The sequence below is a fragment of the Cellulomonas sp. WB94 genome, from assembly GCF_003115775.1.
Taxonomy (GTDB): Bacteria; Actinomycetota; Actinomycetes; order Actinomycetales; family Cellulomonadaceae; genus Cellulomonas_A.
The window spans coordinates 1,323,803-1,341,594 of the sequence record NZ_QEES01000002.1 but is presented as its reverse complement, the minus strand read 5'-3'; the positions used below and the strand labels follow the sequence as shown (position 1 = coordinate 1,341,594).

The 17,792-nt window shown below is 72.4% G+C and carries 17 protein-coding genes; 12 read left to right on the top strand and 5 right to left on the bottom strand.

Annotated elements, in window-relative coordinates; translation table 11 throughout:
- Nucleotide 1: 1 nt before the first annotated feature.
- Both DDP54_RS18575 and DDP54_RS18570 read right to left on the bottom strand, forming a co-directional pair.
- The gene (locus tag DDP54_RS18575; protein WP_242448281.1) at nt 2–1,990 is read right to left on the bottom strand and encodes an ATP-binding protein; all 1,989 of its coding nucleotides are present in this window, start codon (nt 1,988–1,990) and stop codon (nt 2–4) included.
- The gene (locus DDP54_RS18570; protein ID WP_242448280.1) at nt 1,987–3,801 is read right to left on the bottom strand and encodes a TM0106 family RecB-like putative nuclease; all 1,815 of its coding nucleotides are present in this window, start codon (nt 3,799–3,801) and stop codon (nt 1,987–1,989) included. The genes DDP54_RS18575 and DDP54_RS18570 overlap by 4 nt, the downstream gene beginning before the upstream one ends.
- A gap of 44 nt (nt 3,802–3,845) precedes the next feature.
- Between DDP54_RS18570 and DDP54_RS07330 the strand changes: the two genes are divergently transcribed.
- The 7 genes from DDP54_RS07330 to DDP54_RS07300 all read left to right on the top strand — a co-directional run bounded on the left by DDP54_RS07330 (nt 3,846) and on the right by DDP54_RS07300 (nt 8,098).
- Nucleotides 3,846–4,133, top strand: a complete 288-nt coding sequence (locus DDP54_RS07330; protein WP_109131188.1) for a DUF6191 domain-containing protein — start codon at nt 3,846–3,848, stop codon at nt 4,131–4,133.
- 74 nt (nt 4,134–4,207) lie between these two features.
- Nucleotides 4,208–4,594 carry a PadR family transcriptional regulator gene (locus tag DDP54_RS07325; protein WP_242448279.1) on the top strand — a complete coding sequence of 129 codons (387 nt, stop codon included), beginning with the start codon at nt 4,208–4,210 and terminating at the stop codon, nt 4,592–4,594.
- A complete protein-coding gene (locus DDP54_RS07320) occupies nt 4,591–5,523 on the top strand; it encodes a DUF1648 domain-containing protein (RefSeq protein ID WP_109131187.1) in 933 nt (310 codons plus the stop codon). Before DDP54_RS07325 ends, DDP54_RS07320 begins: the two co-directional genes overlap by 4 nt.
- Nucleotides 5,520–5,834, top strand: coding sequence for a PLD nuclease N-terminal domain-containing protein (locus DDP54_RS07315; RefSeq protein ID WP_109131186.1), 315 nt, complete (start codon nt 5,520–5,522; stop codon nt 5,832–5,834). The genes DDP54_RS07320 and DDP54_RS07315 overlap by 4 nt, the downstream gene beginning before the upstream one ends.
- Nucleotides 5,831–6,787, top strand: a complete 957-nt coding sequence (locus tag DDP54_RS07310) for an ABC transporter ATP-binding protein (protein WP_146192381.1) — start codon at nt 5,831–5,833, stop codon at nt 6,785–6,787. Before DDP54_RS07315 ends, DDP54_RS07310 begins: the two co-directional genes overlap by 4 nt.
- Complete coding sequence (locus DDP54_RS07305) at nt 6,784–7,545, top strand: ABC transporter permease subunit (protein ID WP_109131185.1); 762 nt, start codon at nt 6,784–6,786, stop codon at nt 7,543–7,545. The genes DDP54_RS07310 and DDP54_RS07305 overlap by 4 nt, the downstream gene beginning before the upstream one ends.
- A 94-nt stretch (nt 7,546–7,639) precedes the next feature.
- Nucleotides 7,640–8,098, top strand: a complete 459-nt coding sequence (locus DDP54_RS07300) for a DUF2809 domain-containing protein (RefSeq protein WP_109131184.1) — start codon at nt 7,640–7,642, stop codon at nt 8,096–8,098.
- On the opposite strand, the gene DDP54_RS07295 is transcribed toward DDP54_RS07300, so the two are convergent.
- Nucleotides 8,055–10,175 carry an elongation factor G gene (locus tag DDP54_RS07295; protein WP_109131183.1) on the bottom strand — a complete coding sequence of 707 codons (2,121 nt, stop codon included), beginning with the start codon at nt 10,173–10,175 and terminating at the stop codon, nt 8,055–8,057. The two genes, DDP54_RS07300 and DDP54_RS07295, sit on opposite strands and share 44 nt — an antisense overlap.
- An 854-nt stretch (nt 10,176–11,029) precedes the next feature.
- On the opposite strand from DDP54_RS07295, the gene DDP54_RS07290 reads away from it, so the two are divergent.
- The 3 genes from DDP54_RS07290 to DDP54_RS07280 all read left to right on the top strand — a co-directional run bounded on the left by DDP54_RS07290 (nt 11,030) and on the right by DDP54_RS07280 (nt 15,037).
- Entirely contained in the window at nt 11,030–11,590 is a 561-nt protein-coding gene (locus DDP54_RS07290; RefSeq protein ID WP_109131182.1) for a hypothetical protein, read from the top strand.
- A gap of 180 nt (nt 11,591–11,770) precedes the next feature.
- Nucleotides 11,771–13,021 carry a DUF4143 domain-containing protein gene (locus DDP54_RS07285; RefSeq protein WP_109131181.1) on the top strand — a complete coding sequence of 417 codons (1,251 nt, stop codon included), beginning with the start codon at nt 11,771–11,773 and terminating at the stop codon, nt 13,019–13,021.
- A 135-nt stretch (nt 13,022–13,156) separates the two neighbouring features.
- Entirely contained in the window at nt 13,157–15,037 is a 1,881-nt protein-coding gene (locus DDP54_RS07280) for a DUF2075 domain-containing protein (RefSeq protein ID WP_242448278.1), read from the top strand.
- 4 nt (nt 15,038–15,041) lie between these two features.
- Here DDP54_RS07280 and DDP54_RS07275 read toward each other — a convergent pair whose 3' ends face one another.
- Entirely contained in the window at nt 15,042–15,926 is an 885-nt protein-coding gene (locus tag DDP54_RS07275; RefSeq protein WP_109131179.1) for an HNH endonuclease, read from the bottom strand.
- Nucleotides 15,927–16,029: 103 nt separating this feature from the next.
- On the opposite strand from DDP54_RS07275, the gene DDP54_RS07270 reads away from it, so the two are divergent.
- Nucleotides 16,030–16,575, top strand: coding sequence for a GNAT family N-acetyltransferase (locus DDP54_RS07270; RefSeq protein ID WP_242448277.1), 546 nt, complete (start codon nt 16,030–16,032; stop codon nt 16,573–16,575).
- Nucleotides 16,576–16,590: 15 nt separating this feature from the next.
- Here DDP54_RS07270 and DDP54_RS07265 read toward each other — a convergent pair whose 3' ends face one another.
- Nucleotides 16,591–17,199, bottom strand: coding sequence for a hypothetical protein (locus DDP54_RS07265; protein ID WP_197711332.1), 609 nt, complete (start codon nt 17,197–17,199; stop codon nt 16,591–16,593).
- Nucleotides 17,200–17,384: 185 nt separating this feature from the next.
- On the opposite strand from DDP54_RS07265, the gene DDP54_RS07260 reads away from it, so the two are divergent.
- Nucleotides 17,385–17,774, top strand: a complete 390-nt coding sequence (locus tag DDP54_RS07260; RefSeq protein ID WP_109131178.1) for a MerR family transcriptional regulator — start codon at nt 17,385–17,387, stop codon at nt 17,772–17,774.
- Nucleotides 17,775–17,792: the final 18 nt, after the last annotated feature.

The window sequence follows — 17,792 nt, the reverse complement described above, 5'->3', positions numbered from 1 at the left end:
ATCAGCGTGCCGGCACGCCGGTCGCGCACAGCCCGACGAACGCCCCCAGCTCCTCGAGGCCGTCGGGCGTCGTCGGCAGGTAGTCGGTGAGCGCCGTCGAGCGCACGGCGACCGCGCACCACTGCCCGCGGGACACCGCGACGTTGACCCGGTTCCGGTCGAGCAGGAACTCCATGCCGCGCGGCACGTCGTCGGGCGAGGACGCGGCCATCGACACGAGCACGACGGGCGCCTCCTGGCCCTGGAACTTGTCGACGGTCCCGACGCGGACCGCGCGCAGCCCGGCGGCATCGAGGGCGCGGCGAACCGTCCACACCTGGGCGTTGTAGGCCGCGACCACCATGACGTCACCCTGCTCGAGCGGCCGGTCGACCGCGAGGGCGGGAGCGTCGCGGCGCGGGTCGTGCCAGCGCCGCCCGATGACGTCGCGCGCGAGCCGCACGACCGCGTCCGCCTCCTCGACGGACGAGACCGCGTTGCCGGTGTGCTCGACCCGCACGCAGTGCACGCCCGGGTCGATCCCGTCGAGCGATCGCTCGGCGGCGGCGTCGACGCTGGTCAGCCGGCCGTCGTAGGACAGCTGCGACACGGCCGCGCACAGGGCGGGGTGCAGGCGCCAGCTGCGCGCGAGGAAGTAGCCGAGATCGTCGGGCAGGGTGTCGTGACCGTCGGTGAGCCACCCGAGGGCCGAGCGGTCGACGGGTTCGGGGTGGGTGCCCTGGGTGACCTGCGGCAGCTGCTGCGGGTCACCGAGCAGCAGGAGGTTCCGCGCCGCGACCGACACGGCGACGGTGTCGGCGAGCGCGAACTGCCCGGCCTCGTCGATGACGAGCAGGTCGAGCGGCGCACCCGGCAGCCGCTTGGCGTTGGTGAAGTCCCAGGCGGTCCCGCCGACGACGTACCCACCGGTCTGCGCCGCGTAGAACCGCCCGAACGCCGGGTCGGGCGTCAGGCTGCACCAGGGTGTGGCCGGACCGGGGGTGCCGTTGGGCTTCTTGCCCAGCTGCGCGGTTGGCACGCCCGCCCCGGCGATCGCGGTCAGCATATTCTCGACGACCGCGTGCGACTGCGCGACGACCCCGATGTGCCAGCCGCGGGCGACGAGACCGGCGATGACGCGGGCCCCGGTGTAGGTCTTCCCGGTTCCAGGCGGGCCCTGGACGGCGAGGTAGGAGCCGTCGAGGTCGAGCACCGCCGCCGTGATCGCGTCGATGTACCCGCGCGGCCCCTCGACCACGGCGGGCAGACCATTCCCGCTCCGGGTGCGCGGCGGTACACGCCGCAGCAGGTCCAGCGCGGGCTGGTCCGGCAGGCCGGGCAGTCCCGCGGCGACCCGTTCGGCGAGGGCGCGGATCACGCGCGCGATGCCCGCCGTCTTGGGGGGTGCGTTCGGGGCGAGGGCCATCGGGAGGCGGTCGTGGCGGGCGAGGGCCATCGCGGGCTGGTCCACGACGACGAGGACGTCGCGGGGCGCGCTGCGCGGACGGTCGCCGTGCAGGTCCGAGGCGCGGGCGTCGGCCGCCTCGTGAGCGGTCTCGACGCCGACATCAACCACAGTGATCCCCGCGGTCCACCCCCGGGTACCGCGCGCGCTGGTCTGCGCCCCTGGCGGTAGCGGCGCGTCGTAGAGGGCGTAGGGCTGGGCGCCGACCCGCAGGTCGCTGCCGGGCTCGATCCGCCCGACCATCCGCAGCCGACGACGCGCGGCCTTCATCCCGGGCGGCACGTGCCACGGCTCGAGGACGCCCACGGAGTCGGCGACGAACGTGCTGCGCTTGTCGGTCCACTCGTCGGGGTCGCTGAGGAGGCGGTCGTAGTGCGCCCACCAGAACGGCTTCTCCTCACGCTGGTGGTACCGCAGACAGGCCGCGAGCATCGCGACGGCCTGCTGGTCCGGGGTACGCCCGGCGACCGGCACGCCGAGCGGCGCGGGCGCCTGGAGGCTGAGGGGAGCGCGGTCGTCGGGCCCTCGGTCGTCGACGTCGGTCATGCGCCCGGGGCGCCGATGGTCCGGTTGTCGGCGAACGCGAGCAGCTCGTCGACGAGCGGGTCGCCGTCGGCCGCGGGGTCGACGACGCCATCGACCGAGTCGTCGGGCGGAGCAGGCGCGTGCGGCGTCACGCCCTGCTCAGCCGCGCGCGCGAGCAGCCAGTCGCGCAGCCGGAGCGTCGAGACGCAGTCGTACTCGTTGTAGACCGCGATCTGCTCGAGCCTCTTCTCCCAGCCGACCAGGTCGCCCGCGTCCCGCAGCGCGCACGCGTCGGCGTACTCGACGATCGAGTCGCCGGCCGTCGTCACACCGCCCTCGTCGCGGGCCGTGTCCATGTAGAGCGGCTCGAGCTTCTTGATCGAGTACGAGCGCTGCCCGGTGCGCAGGCTCGCACGGACGGTCGCGTAGAGGTCGACGAGCACGCCCCGCCGCAGGAGGTCGTCGACCTCTGCCTCACCGACCCCGTGCCGGCCGGCCAGCCGTTGGAGCGCGGACTTCTCGTAGGGCGCGTAGTGGTAGATGTGCAGGTCAGGGTGCGCAGCGAGGCGAGCGCGGACGTAGTCGAGGAAGTCGACCAGCGCCTGCTTCTCCTGGATGCGGTCGTGGGCCCAGAACGGCCGGAACACCGGCACTGCGCCGGGCGTCCCGGGTGCCTCGACCACGCCGAACAGGTACTCCAGGCCCCACACCGTCGAGTCGGGCTCGGCCCACAGCGGGTCGCCCTCGAAGTCGAAGAAGATGTCACCGGGGTCGGGCAGGGGCAGCGTGCCGACGACGTCGGGCGCGAACAGCTCGAACTCGACCCGCGGCGGTGCGGTCGGCAGTGCCGCGCCGGTGCTCGGTGCTGTCGCCGGCGCGTCGTCCGGCGCCAGTCCACTCGCGCCGGCCGGGGACTGCAGGACCTGCAGCCGGGCCTGGGCCCGCAGCGAGGTCAGGGTCGCAGCGCCGATCCCCGCCACCGACCCCGCGCTCACGGCGAGCTCGTCGATCGTGCGGATCCCGTCGTCGTGCAGGCGCGCCCGCTGCGTCGAGCGAAGGCCCGCCACGAGCAGCACGTCCCGGGTGCGCTCGATCTCCGGGGAGCACACGTCGCAGCGACCGCACGCCCGGAAGCGCGCGTCGCCCCAGGCAACCGGTGCGTCGTCGGCCACGTGGGTCGCGAAGATCGAGAGCAGGCGGTCCTCGCGCTCGCGGTAGACGGGCACGAGGTCGTCGAGGCGGTGGCTTGTCACGGTGCGGTCGCCGAGGATCAGGTGCACGTCGGGCGCGACGCGGACCCCGTCGGCGCGCAGATGGTCGCCGTACGCGGCGAGCTGGAGGAGCGCGGGGATCTTCGCGTGCCGCGCAAGCTTGGCGTCGTACACACTGTAATACGGCGCATCCGTTCCGACCTCGGCCTCTCGGTCCCGGACGAGGAAGTCGGCCCACCCGGTGAACCGGCCGTCGAAGAACCCGGCCTGGTAGATCACGTCCGCCCCGTCGCGCAGAGCGGAGAGGGTCTCCTGGTGGGCTGCCTCGAGCGCGAACCGGTCGCGCGCGAGCCGGCCCGCGGGCCGTTCGATCTCGACGACGCCCGTGCCCGCCGCGGGGTCCCACGGACCGTGCTCGTCGCGGAGCTGCTGGAGCACGCGCTGCTCGTGGGCGCCGCCGAGGACGGCCGCCCGCGCAAGCATCGCGTCGGCCGCGGCCTCGACCGGCTCGGCGCGCCCGAGCTTCGCGTCGAGCACCCGCAGAACCGCGTACTCGCAGGTCGCGGCGGCCGTGAGGTCGCTCGCGCTGTGGACGATCGCGCCGTCGTCGAGCAGGAACATGCCCCGACCGTAGCGGCCACGTCCGACGCTCGTAGGCTGGTGCGATGACCTTCGCGGTGGGCGTCGTGGTCGCGGCTCTCGTCGCCGTCGGCATCGTGCAGCTCACGTCGCATCGGAGCGCGCGGCGCGACGGCGCGGACTCGGCGGTGTCCGGGATGCTCGGCGAGCTCATCGACGTGTTCCAGCCGAGCCGCAGCAACGTGACGCGCGAGCGTGAGTGGCAGCGGACCGCCATCGTCCAGCGACCGTCCGAGGCGCCGCCGTTCGACGTCGACCTGGACGCCGGGGTCGTGCGGATCAGACCGGACGACCCCACAGACCCCGTCGCGTAGCCGCGCGTACCACCCCCTTGCGTCCCCGCGACATCTTGCACTACCGTCTACCTTGTAATACCAGGATGCAGGCGATGCACACCGAGAACGACAAGCGTGCGGCGGAGGGAGCGAGGATGGCCGTCAACGAGGCGATCCCGTCCCAGTTCCGCAAGGGCGTCGTCGAGCTTGCGATCCTCGCCCTCCTGCACGACGGCGAGGCCTACGGAGCCGAGATCGTCGACAGGCTCGGTGCCTACCCCGGCCTCGCGATCAGCGCGGGCACGGCCTACCCGCTCCTGTCCCGGCTGAAGAAGTCGGGGCTCATCACCTCGGTGTGGCGCGAGTCGCCGTCCGGGCCGCCGCGCAAGTACTACCGGCTGTCGGTCGACGGCGACGACGCGTTCGGCAGCATGGCCAAGGCCTGGGTCGACATGCGGGACGCGATGGACAGCCTCCTGCGAGGGGGGAGCAGGTCATGACGGGCAGCGACGTCTCCGCCGCGATCGACCAGTACTTCGAGCGCTTCCGGCTCGCCGTGCTGGCCTCGGGCGCGCAGGTCGACGACGACACCGTCGACGACCTTCGCGCGTACGTGCTCGAGCGCGTCGGTGCCCAGGGGAGCACGGCCGACGTGTCGCGCGTGCTCGCCGAGCTCGGCACCCCGCAGGCCCTCGCCGTCGAGGTCGCCTCGGCCGGCCCGCAGGATGAGGGCCCCCGTCGCCGGGGGATCCGGTCGCACGGTCGGCTCCTCGGGGTCCCCTACGACCTGCGCGCGCCCAGCTCGGCGCGCGACGCGAGCCGGTGGTGGAACCCCCTCGATCGCCGCATCCTCGTCCCGAAGTCGTGGGGCGTCGGGTGGAGCGTCAACGTCGGCGCGCTCGCGGTGCGGACGGGCGCCGTCCGGCCCGACGACGAGGACGTCCCCTTCGGTGCCGTCCCGCCGCGCGCGGTCGCCGCGACCCTCGCCGCTCCCGTCGCGGTCCTCGCGGCGGTGGGCGCGCTCGCCGCGGTGACCTGGCGCCGGCTGCCGCCGACCGTCCCGACGAAGTGGAGCCTGTCGGGCGACGTGACGGCCCACGGCTCGCGCGGGCCCACGATGCTCGGCCTGGTCGGTCTCGCGGCCGTCCCGACGGCGATGGCCGCTGGCGTCCACGCGCGCCGGAGCCCAGCCCTCGACCGGGTCGCGGCCTCGGCCCAGAGCCTGCTGCTCGCGACGACCGCCCTGTCGGTGCTCGCGCAGACCGTCCACACGGCACGCGGCCGCGGCGGCGTCTGGCCCCTCTGGGCAGGCCGGGCCGCGAGCGCCGCGCTGCCGTTCGCACTCCTCGTCGGGGTGTCCCGCATGGGCCGCACCGCTGAACAACGCCATGACCTGTCCACCCTCTCGATGAACGGACCTGCCGCATGAACACGGACCTGTCGACCCTGCCGGCTGGGGTGGTGGCGGTGCTGGTCGTGCTCGTCATCGTCCAGCTCGCGCTCGACGTCGTCGCCCTGATCGACCTGTACCGCCGGCCCGCGGACCGGGTGGTCTCGGGCAACAAGTGGATCTGGCTCGCGGTGATCCTGCTGGTCAACCTCATCGGCGCGATCCTGTACCTCGTCGTCGGCCGCGTGAGGACCGAGGCCGCCGTCGTCCCGCCGACGTCACGCCCAGCGCCGACGGAGAGCATCGCCGATGCGCTCTACGGCAAGCGCGACGACACCGACCCCCGATGACCGCCGCGATCCAGACGACGGCACTCACCAAGACCTACGGCGACAAGAACGCGCTCGACGCGATGGACCTCACCGTCCCGGAGGGCTCGGTCTTCGGGTTCCTCGGCGCGAACGGCGCCGGCAAGACGACGACGCTGCGCCTGCTGACCGGCCTCGCGCACCCGACGAGCGGATCGGTCGAGGTCCTCGGGCACGACGTCGCGACCGCTGGCAACGCCGTCCGCGCCGAGATCGGGTTCCTGCCCGACGTGCCCGGTTTCTACGACTGGATGACCGCGCCCGAGCTGCTGCGGTTCGCCGGCGGCCTGTTCGGCTTGGGCGGTCGGGTGCTCGACAGCCGCGTCGAGATGCTGCTCGACCTGGCCGGGCTCACCGGGGTCACGACGACGGTCGGCGGGTTCTCCCGGGGCATGAAGCAGCGGCTCGGCGTCGCGCAGTCGCTCGTCAACGCGCCCCGCCTGCTGCTGCTCGACGAGCCGACCAGTGCGCTCGACCCGATGGGCCGCAAGGACGTCCTCGAGATGATCGCCTCGCTGCGCGGCCGCACGACCGTCTTCTTCTCGACGCACATCCTGGCCGACGTCGAACGGGTCTGCGACACCGTCGCGATCCTCGACCGAGGCCGCGTCGTCGCGCACGCGCCCATCGACGAGCTCAAGGCGCGCTACGGCGCCCAGAAGGTCGTCGTCGAGGTGACCGACGGCGCGGACGAGCTCGCCGAGGAGATCGGGCGCCGGCCCTGGGCGGGTGCGGTCACCCGCGGGTCGAACGGTTCCGCCGGCGGGAACGGTGCGCCCCCGGCCATCGAGGTCACCGTGACCGACGTCGACGCCGCGCAGCGCGAGATCCCGGCGCTGGTCGCGGCCCGAAGCCTGAGGCTGGTTCGGATGGACGCGGGCGAGATGGGGCTCGAAGAGGTCTTCGTCGAGCTCGTCGGGGGTGACCGGCGATGAGCGGGACCCTCGTGTTCGCCCGCAAGGAGGCCATGGAGATCCTGCGCACGTGGCGCATCTGGGTCCTGCCCGGCATCCTGCTGTTCTTCGCGCTGACGGGCCCGCTGCTCGCGCGGTTCACCCCCGAGATCGTCGGGGCCCTCGCCGCCGACCAGCTCGGCGGCTTCGAGATCCCGACCCCGACCTACCTCGACGCCTACGCGCAGTGGGTCAAGAACCTGTCGCAGATCGCCCTGTTCGCGCTGATCATCATCTACGGCGGGCTCGTGTCGGCGGAGAGCCGGAGCGGTACGGCCGTCCTCGTGCTCACCAAGCCGGTGTCCCGCAGCGCGTTCGTCGTGGTCAAGGCGGCGGTCCATGCGGCGTTCTTCGCCGTCGTCCTCGTGGTCGGGACGCTCGTCACCTGGGGGCTCACGGCGGTCGCGTTCGGCACCGCGCCCGGATCGGCCCTGTGGTCGTCGGCGCTCGTGAGCCTCGTGCTCGGCGAGCTGTTCATCGCCCTCATGACGCTGCTGTCGACGCTCATCGGGTCCAACGCCGGGGCCGCCGGCGCGGGCATCGGCGCCTACGCGCTCCTGTCGATCGCCGGGATCTGGAAGCCGCTCGCCCGGTACTCCCCCGCGGGTCTCGGCAACGACGCGACGGCGCTCGCCGCGGGCGGTGCGGCGGACGTCCTGTGGCCGGTGGTGGCGTCGCTCGTGCTCATGGTGGCGCTCGTCGCGCTCGCGGCCGTGCTCTTCCGCCGCAAGGACCTGTAGCCGTCCCGCGCCGCGCCGCACACGCCGACGCGCTGGTCGTGCTCGGCTAGATTGCACGCCATCCACCACGCCTGTGCCCCGAGAGAAGGCCTTCATGTTGCCGTGCGCCGGGTCGGCCCGCCGGCGTCGGCGTTCCCGGCTCGCGCTGGCGGCCGTCGCCGTGATCGCGGCCGGGCTTGCGACGCGAGCGTTCGGGTCAGCGGCCGGACTCGACGTCATCGCCAAGCCCGCCGGTGATGCCTGCTACGCGGTGCTGGTCGCGGTGCTCGTCGCGCTCGTCCGCCCGACGGCGCGGACGTGGGTCGTCGCAGCGGTCGCGTGGGCGGTCTGCGCTGTGATCGAGCTCGCGCAGCTCACGGGAGTCCCCGCGCACCTGACCGAGGCGTGGTGGCCCGCGCGGCTGGTCCTCGGGACGACCTTCCACGCCCCGGACCTGATCTGGTACGCGGTCGGTGTCGCGCTGGCCGCCAGCGCGGACGTGTGGATCGGTCGCCGTGAACTGTCCCGGGTCAGTGGTGCGCCTTCGCCCCGCCGACTGAGGTCCCGGTCGTGACCCGGTCGACGATCTGCGGCGGCACGACGTCGTCGTGGTGGTGCACCGCGGTGAACGAGCCGCGGCCGCCGGTCAGGGAGCGCAGGTCGAGCACGTAGTGCGCGAGCTCGGCCTCCGGCACCAGGGCGCGGATCTCGTGGCGGCCGTCGTCCAGCGCGCTGGTCGCGGAGATGCGTGCGCGCCGCGAGGACAGGTCCCCGAGGACGTCGCCCTGGTAGGCGGCGGGCATCGTGACGGTCACCTCGGAGACCGGCTCGAGGATGACGGTCCCTGCTGCGGTGAGCGCCTCGCGGAGACCGTGGGCCGCCGCGGTGCGGAACGCCATGTCGGAGGAGTCGACCGAGTGGTACTTGCCGTCGTACAGCTCGACGCGTACGTCCACGACGGGGTACCCGTGCAGCCCGCCGGTCGCCATGGCCTCGCTGACGCCGCGCTCGACGGCCGGGATGTAGTTGCGTGGGACCGACCCGCCGACGACGGAGTCCACGAACTCGAACCCGGAGCCGCGCGGCAGCGGGGTCACGCGCAGCTGCGCGACGGCGAACTGCCCGTGCCCGCCCGACTGCTTCTTGACCTTGCCCTCGGCGTCCGCCGGCCCGGCGATCGTCTCGCGGTACGCGACCTGGACCTCGTCGGTCGCGACGTTCACGCCGAACTTGCGCGCGAGCCGTTCGAGCGCGACCGCGAGGTGGATGTCGCCCGCACCGCGCAGCACGGTCTGCCCGTGGGCGCTGCCGACGCCGCCGATCCGGTCGACGCGCAGCGTCGGGTCCTCGGCGACGAGCTTGCCGAGCGCACCGGACAGCTTGTCGTCGTCGGACTGCGTCAGGGGGCGCAGAGCGAGCCCGTACGGCGTCGGGCGCGCCGCGGGGCCGACGACGCGCACGGGCGTCGTGCCGCGCGCGAGAGCCGTGCCGGTCGGGCTCGCGGTGAGCTTCGGGACGGCCGCGAGGTCGCCTGCGACGACCTTCTCGGCGGGCAGGTGCTCCTTGCCGCGCAGGTGGAACAGGCCGTGCAGGCGCTCGTCCGTCCCGGTCGTCGTGTTGACCAGGTGGTCCTCGGCCGCGAGCGTCCCGGACAGGACCTGGATGAGGGACAGCTGCCCGACGAACGGGTCCGCAACGGTCCGGAACACGTACGCGAGCGGCTCGCCGGACGGGTCGACGTCGATGTCCAGCTTGTGGCCGTCGTCAGCCCCGCCGACCACGACGTGCCGCGGGCGGTCCGCCGGGGACGGCCCGAGCTCGCAGAGGAAGTCCGCGAGCCGGTCGACGCCGACGCCCGTCACCGCGGAACCCACGACCACGGGGAACGCCAGCCCGTCACGCACCTCGTGCGCCAGGCTGCGCTCGAGCTCGGCCGCATCCGGCATGTCACCGGACAGGTACCGCTCGAGCTGGTCGTCGTCCCCGGAGACGATCTCCTCGGCGACCTCGTCGTGCAGGCGGTGCTCCTCCTCGGCGAGCTCGGCGGGGAGCGGCTCGTCGTGGTGGCGACCGTCCGCGCTGTACGCGAGACCGTGCTCGGACAGCACGTCGGCGACGCCGTGGAACGTGTCCTGCTCACCGAGCGGCAGCTCGAGCGGAATGATCCCGGCGCCGAACACGGTGCGGAGCTGCTCGAGCACCCGGTGGAAGTCGGCGCGCGGCTTGTCCTCCTTGGTGACGAACACCATGCGCGGCAGCCCGAGGGCAGCCGCTTGCTCCCAGGCCATCTCGGCACCCGCCTCGAGCCCGTCGACCGCGCTCACGACGACGACGACGAGGTCCGCGACGCTCATCGCGGCGTCGACCCCGCCCACGAAGTCCGCGTACCCCGGCGTGTCCAGGAGGTTGACCTTGTAGGTCTCGCCGTCGGGCGCCGTCCACTCGAACGGTGCGAGGGCGACCGACAGGGAGATGCCGCGCGCGACCTCCTCGGGCTCGAAGTCGCACACCGTCGACCTGTCCTCGATACGCCCTGCCCGGGAGATGGCCCCGGCGCGCAGCAGCAGTGCCTCAGCCAGCGTCGTCTTGCCGCTGCCACTGTGGCCCACCAGGGCGACGTTGCGGATCTTCGACGTCGATACGGTGCCCATGCGGTGCTCCCTCATTGGAGACGAACCCTTGGCTCAGGCTAGCCACGTGGGCGCGCGTGTGGGGCGGGACCTTCGGTCTGGTGCGCCGCGAGTTCACGATCTGGTGCCTCTGGAGCCTCCACAGTGGTTGTTCAGACCGGTGACCTGCTCGAAAGCACCGACGCGCGGAGCTGCAGGGTGCCACCATCACCGGGACGAGGGGAGACCGATGGGCGACCGCCGCCGGTCCCGCAGGGGCTCATCCTCTGGCAGCTGCTCGCAGCCGTCGCAGCGATTCTGGTCGCACTCGTTGTCGGTGGGCTGCTCATGGTGATGCTCTCGGCGAACACTCCATGGGACGACGACTGAGCCGGTCTGAGCAACTTCATCGCCAGCCTGTTCGTCGGACTCTGCGTGACGGTGATCGTGTGGGTGACCGGTCTGGTCGGGGTGGCCCGCAGGCTGTTCCCACCCGGCGAGCGGGCGGTCGTGATCGTCGTGTCCGTGGTGGCCGTCATCGTGATCGCCGGGGTCGCCAGTCTTGAGACCGGACTGGTGAGCCGGGTCGGGGCCCCGCTGGTCGTGTCGGCACTGGCGTACCAAGCGCTGCTGCTGCTCGTGCTGGCGGTGCCGTCAATGGTGTTCCGCCTCTGGGGCCGACGGGTCGACCCCGCGCCAGGCTGCCCGCAGCGGCGGGTGCTCACTGGGGATCGAGCACGTCGCCCGTCGACGGCGCAGTCGCGGCGCCCACTCCGGTGCTCGGGCCGACGGAGTGGCACCCACAAGGGTGACGCCCAGCCCGTCGGGCCCGGCCGATCGGGTGACCCGCACCGGACCTGCCGGTCGCGAGGACCGGCGATCGCCAGGATGGTCGGGTGCCCCGCCGCCGCCTCGTCGTCGCCCTCGTGGGTGGACTGGCGCTCCTCGGCGCCGCTGCCACCTGGGCCCTCCGCCCGCCGGACGCGCTCCCGCCGCTCGCGGTCGAGACTCTGGCCCCGCCGACCGGGATCGACCTGCCCGCGCACGTGGTTGCCGGCGGCGACGACGGGACGGCGTTCTCGCTCGACGCGCCGGTCGAGGGCCATATCGGCGGCGGGACGATCTACACGATCCCGCTCGAGGGCCCGCCTGCGATCTCGTCCGTCGGCGTCGCCTGGGTGACCGCCGAGGGCCCCTTCCGGTCGCTCGACGCCTTCACCGACTGGCAGCGACGACACCCCGAGGACTCCCAGGTCGTCGGCGAGCCCGTGGTCGAGCACAGCGCGCTCGGCGCGGCCGTCCGCAAGGACCTGGTGATGACCGCCGGCGTCACGATCACCCAGTGGGCCGTGCAGCACGACGACGACCTCTACCTGGTCGAGTGGATGCACACGCCCGAAGACGACACCTGGCGCCCGACGGTCGAGGCGATGATCGCGTCCTGGCGCTGGAGTTGACCTCAGGCCCGGGCGGCAACGGCGGGTCACGTCGAGTTCGAGGCCGACGGTGATGATCGGTGCCCGGATGGCAAAGTGGTTGCTCTGGAGTCAACAATCTGGTCGCTCTGATGTCTCCAAAGTGGTCTGTCTAGAGTCTACAATCTGGTAGTTGAAGACTCAGGACCGAGGGAGACGGCGATGGACTACCGAGCGCGCGTCGTCGATGCCGAGCTGCGTCGCGCGCTTGCCTCAGCGGGCGCCATCGTCATCGAAGGGCCCAAGGCGTGCGGCAAGACCTTCACCGCACGCCAGGTCGCAGCCAGCGAGCTGCGCGTCGACACCGATCCTCGCGTCCCACCTACCATTGCCGTCGATCCGAGCCTCCTGCTCGACGGCGCGCCACCGCAGCTGCTCGACGAGTGGCAGGTCCAGCCCTCGCTCTGGAACCACGTCCGCCGCGCGGTCGACGATCGGCAGCAGCCCGGGCAGTTCATCCTCACGGGTTCAGCCACGCCCGACGACGACGCGGCCCGGCACTCCGGGGCCGGCCGGTTCGCTCGGATCAGGATGCGGCCGATGTCGCTGCTCGAGACCGGCCACTCAACGGGTGCGGTCTCGTTGCGCGCGCTGCTCGCCGGCGACGCGATCCGCACCTTGGGTCCCGACCTTGCACTGCCCGTCCTGATCGAGCGGGTCCTGACCGGCGGGTGGCCGGGGCTCCAGGGGCTCGGTCCGCACGACGCGTCGCGGGCGGTCCGCGACTACCTCGCAACTATCCAACAGGTCGACGTAGGCCGCGTCGCGGGTCCGCGGCGGGACCCCGTCAAGGTCGGGCGTGTCATCGCCGGGATCGCCCGCAACGTCGCCACGGAAGCGTCCGTCGTGACACTGGCGAGAGACGCGGCGGCGGACGGCGAGCACACCGAGCGCCACACCGTGAGCGGCTACATCGACGTGCTCGAACGCCTCATGGTCGTCGAGGACCAGCCCGCCTGGTCCACGCACCTCCGGTCGTCAGCGACCCTGCGCAAGTCTCCGAAGCGCCACTTCGTCGACCCATCGCTCGCCGCAGCCGCCCTGCGAGCCACTCCCGAGACCCTCCTCGCGGACCTCAACTTCTTCGGTCTCCTCTTCGAGTCGCTCGTCATCCGTGACCTGCGCGTCTACGCCCAGGCCGCCGACGGCGCGGTCTCCCACTACCGGGACAGCACCGGGCTCGAGGTCGACGTCGTCGTCGAGACCGGTGACGGCCGCTGGGGTGCGTTCGAGGTCAAGCTCGGGGCGAGTCAGATCGACACCGCAGCCGCGGGGCTTCTGCGCTTCCGGGACCGGGTCGACACGAGCCGCGTCGGCGAGCCGTCGGTCCTCGGGGTCATCACGCCGTCGGGTCTTGGGTACCGGCGACCTGACGGGGTGAGCGTGTTGCCGATCGGGGCCCTGGGGCCCTAGTGCTCCGATGGGCGCGCGGCAGGGACGGCTGGCCTCCCCAGGCCGATACGCTCCCTCCCAGCGGTCCGACGGACTTCCGCGTCAGCGGACATGTCCCCTCCGCACGATCATTCGTGCTGCTCAGGGGACGTCGTCGTGGACTCCGTACGTATCAGTGGACACTCGCTCGCCTCGATGGTCGACGCCCAGCCGACGGCCGTCGAGCAGATCCTTGGGGACTTCCTCGTGAGCCAAGGCCTCGGGCGCCCGGGCCGGTCAGAGTCGCGGTCGTGGCGCCACAGCCTGCCGGTGCTCGCGCGCGACCTGCGTGATGCCGGGCTCGGCGGGGTCGAGGTGCTGCTCGAGCAGAGGCTCCCGCTGAGCAGCAAGCGGGCCGACGTCCTCCTCGCCGGCGAGCACCCGACCACCGGCGAGCCGTCGTACGTCGTCGTCGAGCTCAAGCAGTGGAGCACCGCCCACCAGTTCGAGGACTCGCCGACCCTCGTCGACGTCGACGGCGCGCGGTACCGCCCCGTGCTGCACCCGTCGCTCCAGGTCGGCGAGTACGCCCGGTACTTCCGTGACTACGTGTCGGCGCTCGCGGGCGCGCCCGACTCGATGGTGGGCGTCGCGTACCTGCACAACGCGACCGACAACGGCGTCCGCGACCTGTGGACGCAACCGGCCGCTACCGAGGCCCGCATGTTCACCGGCCAACGACGCGGCGAGTTCCAGGACTTCCTGCGCGCCCGGCTGTCACCTGCGCCCGGCGCGGCCGCCGCGGACCGCTTCCTCGGGTCCGCCATCGGCCCCTCGAAGCAGCTGCTCGCGTTCGCAGCGCGGGAGATCCAGGACCGCGAGCAGTTCGTCCTGCTCGACGAGCAGCGCGTCGCCTACGAGCTGGTCCTGCGCGCCGTCGACCGGGCGCGCGTGGCGGACCTGAAGACCGTCGTCGTCGTGACCGGGTCGCCCGGGTCCGGCAAGAGCGTCATCGCGCTGTCGCTCGTCGGCGAGCTCGCCCGCCAGGGTCGCACCGTGCTGCACGCGACAGGCTCGAAGGCGTTCACCCAGACCCTGCGGCAGGTCGCGGGCAAGGGATCGACGCGGACCAAGAGCCTGTTCACCTACTTCAACAGCTTCATGGCCGCCGAGCCCAACAGCATCGAGGTCCTCGTGCTCGACGAGGCCCACCGCATCCGCGCCAAGTCGGTGAACCGGTACACCCCGAAGGGCATGCGCGAGCACGCGCGACCGCAGATCGAGGAGCTGCTCGACGTCGCACGCGTCCCGGTGTTCCTGCTCGACGAGCACCAGGTCGTGCGTCCTGGCGAGATGGGCACCGTCGCCGACATCAAGGCCCACGCCGCCGCACGCGGGCTGCCCGTCCAGCAGGTCGACCTGCGCGGCCAGTACCGCGCCGGGGGGAGCGAGGCGTACCTCGACTGGGTGCACCGCCTGCTCGGGCTCGACGTCGGCGGACCCATCGGGTGGGAGGACGAGTCGACGTTCGTCGTCGACGTCGTCGACTCGCCGACCGAGATGGAGTCGCGACTAGCAGGGAGGCTCGCCGCGGGCGTCGGCGCGCGCATGACGGCCGGCTACTGCTGGCCGTGGAGCGACCCGCGGCCCGACGGGACGCTCGTGCACGACGTCGTCGTCGACGGCTGGAGCCGGCCGTGGAACCTCAAGAGCGAGCGGTCGGTGGGTGGAGCGCCGGCGTCGTCCCTGTGGGCGTCCGACCCGGCGGGGTTCGGCCAGGTCGGGTGCGTCTACACCGCGCAGGGGTTCGAGTACCCGTGGAACGGCGTGATCCTCGGGCCGGACCTCGTGTGGCGGTCCGGGGTCTGGGTCTCACGTCGCGAGTTCACCAAGGACCCGGACTTCCGGTCGCGGACGACCGTCGACGACGCGACCTACGACCGGCTCGTGCGCAACGTCTACAAGGTGCTGCTCACTCGCGGGCTGGTGGGGACGCTGCTCTACTCCGTCGATGCGGAGACGCAGGAGATGCTGCGGGCGGTCGTCAACCCGCGGTGACGGGTCAGGACGATGCGCTGAACTGCGCGAAGCGCCGCGCGAGCCGGTCGCGATCCGGCCGGTCCTGGGTCCGCTTGGGGATGCCGATCGGTCGGCCGTGCATCTCCTGCAGCCCGTGCCGCAGCATCGGTCCGTCGACCTCGAGGAGCAGCGCCTTGTTGATGCGCACGCCGTAGTCCGGCGTGATCCCCATGAGGTTCGCGTCGTAGGCCGAGTGGTGGATCTTGCACAGCGACAGCCCGTTGGTGACCACGGCGTCGCCGGCCGCTTCCCGATCTCCGTCGATGTGCGCGGCGTCCAGCAGCTCGGGGTGCTTGAGGTCGCACACGGCGCAGCGCTGCGCGTACGCGCGCAGGACCATGCCCCGGAAGACCGGTTGGTGCAGCCGCTGCCGCACCACCCGCTCGGCGTACCGCCGCTCGGTCGAGGTCGGGTGCGCCGGGTCACGCAGCAGCTCGAGGTCGCTCAGCGCGATCGTGAAGAACCGCGCGACCGGGTCCTCGGCGATGACCGACACCGGGAACACCGGAAGGTAGACGTTCGGCTCGAGCTTCCGCAGCAAGATGACCGGGAGCTCGAGCTCGCGCGCGCGGCGCAGCTTCGTGTTGTCCCCGGCAACAGTGCCCGCCCGGTAGTCGTAGCGCCACACCCCGGGAGCGAGCTCCTTGTCGGCATACGGGCCCGACGGCGACGACACGATGGACAGTGTCGCGGCCAGACTCCTCGGGTTCCAGATCCCGCGCGACTGGTCGATGAGCCGCCACGACCTGTCACCTACCGGGAACTCCGTCAGGTCGGCGCGGCTGAGGGTGCCGTCGCCGTGCGACAACCGGGCGGCGAGGGTGTCCATCAACGACTGCCGGAACTGCCGCTCGACCTCGGTGTCCATGCGTGCAGCTTGGCACGGGCAGGACGCGGCGGAGACGCGATTCCTGAACCGCCTCGCGCGGAATCTGATGGCTCCTCGCCGCCGTCAGCGCCATGCTGGCGCCGTGCCCCTCGCCCCCCGCGTCGTCCTCCGCCGGTTCACGCCCGACGACGCCCCTGACCTGCACGCCTACCTCTCGCAGCCCGCGGCGGTCGAGTTCGAGCCGTACGGCGTCCTGAGCGCGGATGACGCCGTCCGCACCGCCACGGAGCGCGCGGCCGACGAGCGGTTCGTCGCGGTGTGCCTGGCCTCGACGGGTCGCGTCGTCGGGAACCTCTACGTCGCGCCGGACGGGCCCCCGCAGTGGCGCACATGGGAGATCGGCTACGTGTTCAACCCGCAGGACTGGGGGAAGGGGTACGCGACCGAGGCGTGCCGCGCGCTGCTGCAGGAGCTGTTCGTCGACCGGTCGGCGCATCGCGTCGTCGCGCACTGCGACCCGCGCAACACGCGGTCGTGGGCGCTGCTCGAGCGGCTCGGGTTCCGCCGGGAGGCGCACCTGCGCGCGGCGGCGAGCTTCGCGGTGGACGACGCGGGTCGTCCTGTCTGGCATGACGCCTTCGGGTACGGCCTGCTGGCCGACGAGTGGGAGCGCGCCGCCGTCGGGTGACGGCGCGCCCGCCGCCTACCGGGACTGCAGGGCGTCCAGGGCTACCGCCATCGCCGCTGCGACGCGGCCATCGAGCCGCCCGTCGGGCACGGTGATCGTGTAGCGGTCGCGCAGCGACATCCGGCGCTCGGAGGTCAGGACGACCTGGCCGTTCGGGTCGGTGAAGTCGAAGTGGAACACGAACGGCACGGGGACCTCGCCGAGGATCGGGATCAGGTCCCACACGCGGCGCAGGATAGCGAGGCCGGCGTTGCGCTCCTGCCCGACGGCGCTGACCCCGGCCGCGTCGAGGTGCCACGTCGAGCGCAGCAGCGAGGCCGCGAAGTCCTTGCGGAAGCTGCCGATCGGGAGGCCGGCTGCGTCGAAGACGTCATAGGTCGCGCCGAGGTCGAGGCGCTGGCGGGCCTTGAAGGAGAACACCGGGGTGTGCCGGTCTTCGCTCGTGTAGAACGTGACCTCCTCCTTGAAGGCCATGCGCTTCTGCTGCGCGAACGCGAGCATCGCGCCTTCCTCACCGTTCGGCCCGAGCGCCCGGATCTCGTAGCGGTTGACCATCAGGGTGATCTTCTGCGTGACAGCGAAGCGCTGGATGCCGACGAGGGCGTCGGGGGTGGCGGGGTTCACGGGGCTCCTCGGGACGGTTGGCCGCCAGGTTCTCACGATGATCGTCGGGTGCGGGTCGTGCGCCACGCGGGCCCGTCACTCCGATGGTTCTGCCGGGCGCAGCGGCGCCTCTGGCCTGTCCGTCTCCTGACCGTCACAGATCTGCGCCTTGACTTCGAGCACACTCGAAGAGCCATCATCCCTGCATGTCTGTCTCGACCGCACCGCACCCACTCAGCATCGCCGACGCCGCCCTGGCCACAGGGCTGACGACGCACACGCTGCGCTACTACGAGCGTGACGGGCTGATGCTCGAGCCGGTCGAGCGGGCGTCGTCGGGCCATCGCCGGTACACCGAGCAGGACCTGAGCTGGATCGTCATGCTCACGCGGCTGCGCGGGACGGGGATGCCGATCCGTGAGGTGCGGGCGTATGCCGAGCTGTGCCGGGCCGGTGACGGGAACGAGGTGCAGCGGCTCGCGCTCCTGCACGCCCACCGGGAACGGGTCCTCGCGCAGCTCGCGGAGGTCCGGGAGAACCTCGAGGCGATCGAGTACAAGATCGGGCTGTACGAGGGCCGGGTCGGTTCGCGGTAGCGCTTGACTTCGAGTCCG

What these genes read in the sequence shown, in the direction of transcription:
- DDP54_RS07285 (WP_109131181.1), top strand. Translation starts at nt 11,771, where the DNA reads ATGGACTACCGAGCGCGCGTCGTCGATGCCGAGCTGCGTCGCGCGCTT.
- DDP54_RS07330 (WP_109131188.1), top strand. Translation starts at nt 3,846, where the DNA reads ATGACCTTCGCGGTGGGCGTCGTGGTCGCGGCTCTCGTCGCCGTCGGC.
- DDP54_RS18570 (WP_242448280.1), bottom strand. Translation starts at nt 3,801, where the DNA reads ATGTTCCTGCTCGACGACGGCGCGATCGTCCACAGCGCGAGCGACCTC.
- DDP54_RS07325 (WP_242448279.1), top strand. Translation starts at nt 4,208, where the DNA reads ATGCACACCGAGAACGACAAGCGTGCGGCGGAGGGAGCGAGGATGGCC.
- DDP54_RS18575 (WP_242448281.1), bottom strand. Translation starts at nt 1,990, where the DNA reads ATGACCGACGTCGACGACCGAGGGCCCGACGACCGCGCTCCCCTCAGC.
- DDP54_RS07275 (WP_109131179.1), bottom strand. Translation starts at nt 15,926, where the DNA reads ATGGACACCGAGGTCGAGCGGCAGTTCCGGCAGTCGTTGATGGACACC.
- DDP54_RS07300 (WP_109131184.1), top strand. Translation starts at nt 7,640, where the DNA reads ATGTTGCCGTGCGCCGGGTCGGCCCGCCGGCGTCGGCGTTCCCGGCTC.
- DDP54_RS07260 (WP_109131178.1), top strand. Translation starts at nt 17,385, where the DNA reads ATGTCTGTCTCGACCGCACCGCACCCACTCAGCATCGCCGACGCCGCC.
- DDP54_RS07315 (WP_109131186.1), top strand. Translation starts at nt 5,520, where the DNA reads ATGAACACGGACCTGTCGACCCTGCCGGCTGGGGTGGTGGCGGTGCTG.
- DDP54_RS07305 (WP_109131185.1), top strand. Translation starts at nt 6,784, where the DNA reads ATGAGCGGGACCCTCGTGTTCGCCCGCAAGGAGGCCATGGAGATCCTG.
- DDP54_RS07310 (WP_146192381.1), top strand. Translation starts at nt 5,831, where the DNA reads ATGACCGCCGCGATCCAGACGACGGCACTCACCAAGACCTACGGCGAC.
- DDP54_RS07320 (WP_109131187.1), top strand. Translation starts at nt 4,591, where the DNA reads ATGACGGGCAGCGACGTCTCCGCCGCGATCGACCAGTACTTCGAGCGC.
- DDP54_RS07295 (WP_109131183.1), bottom strand. Translation starts at nt 10,175, where the DNA reads ATGGGCACCGTATCGACGTCGAAGATCCGCAACGTCGCCCTGGTGGGC.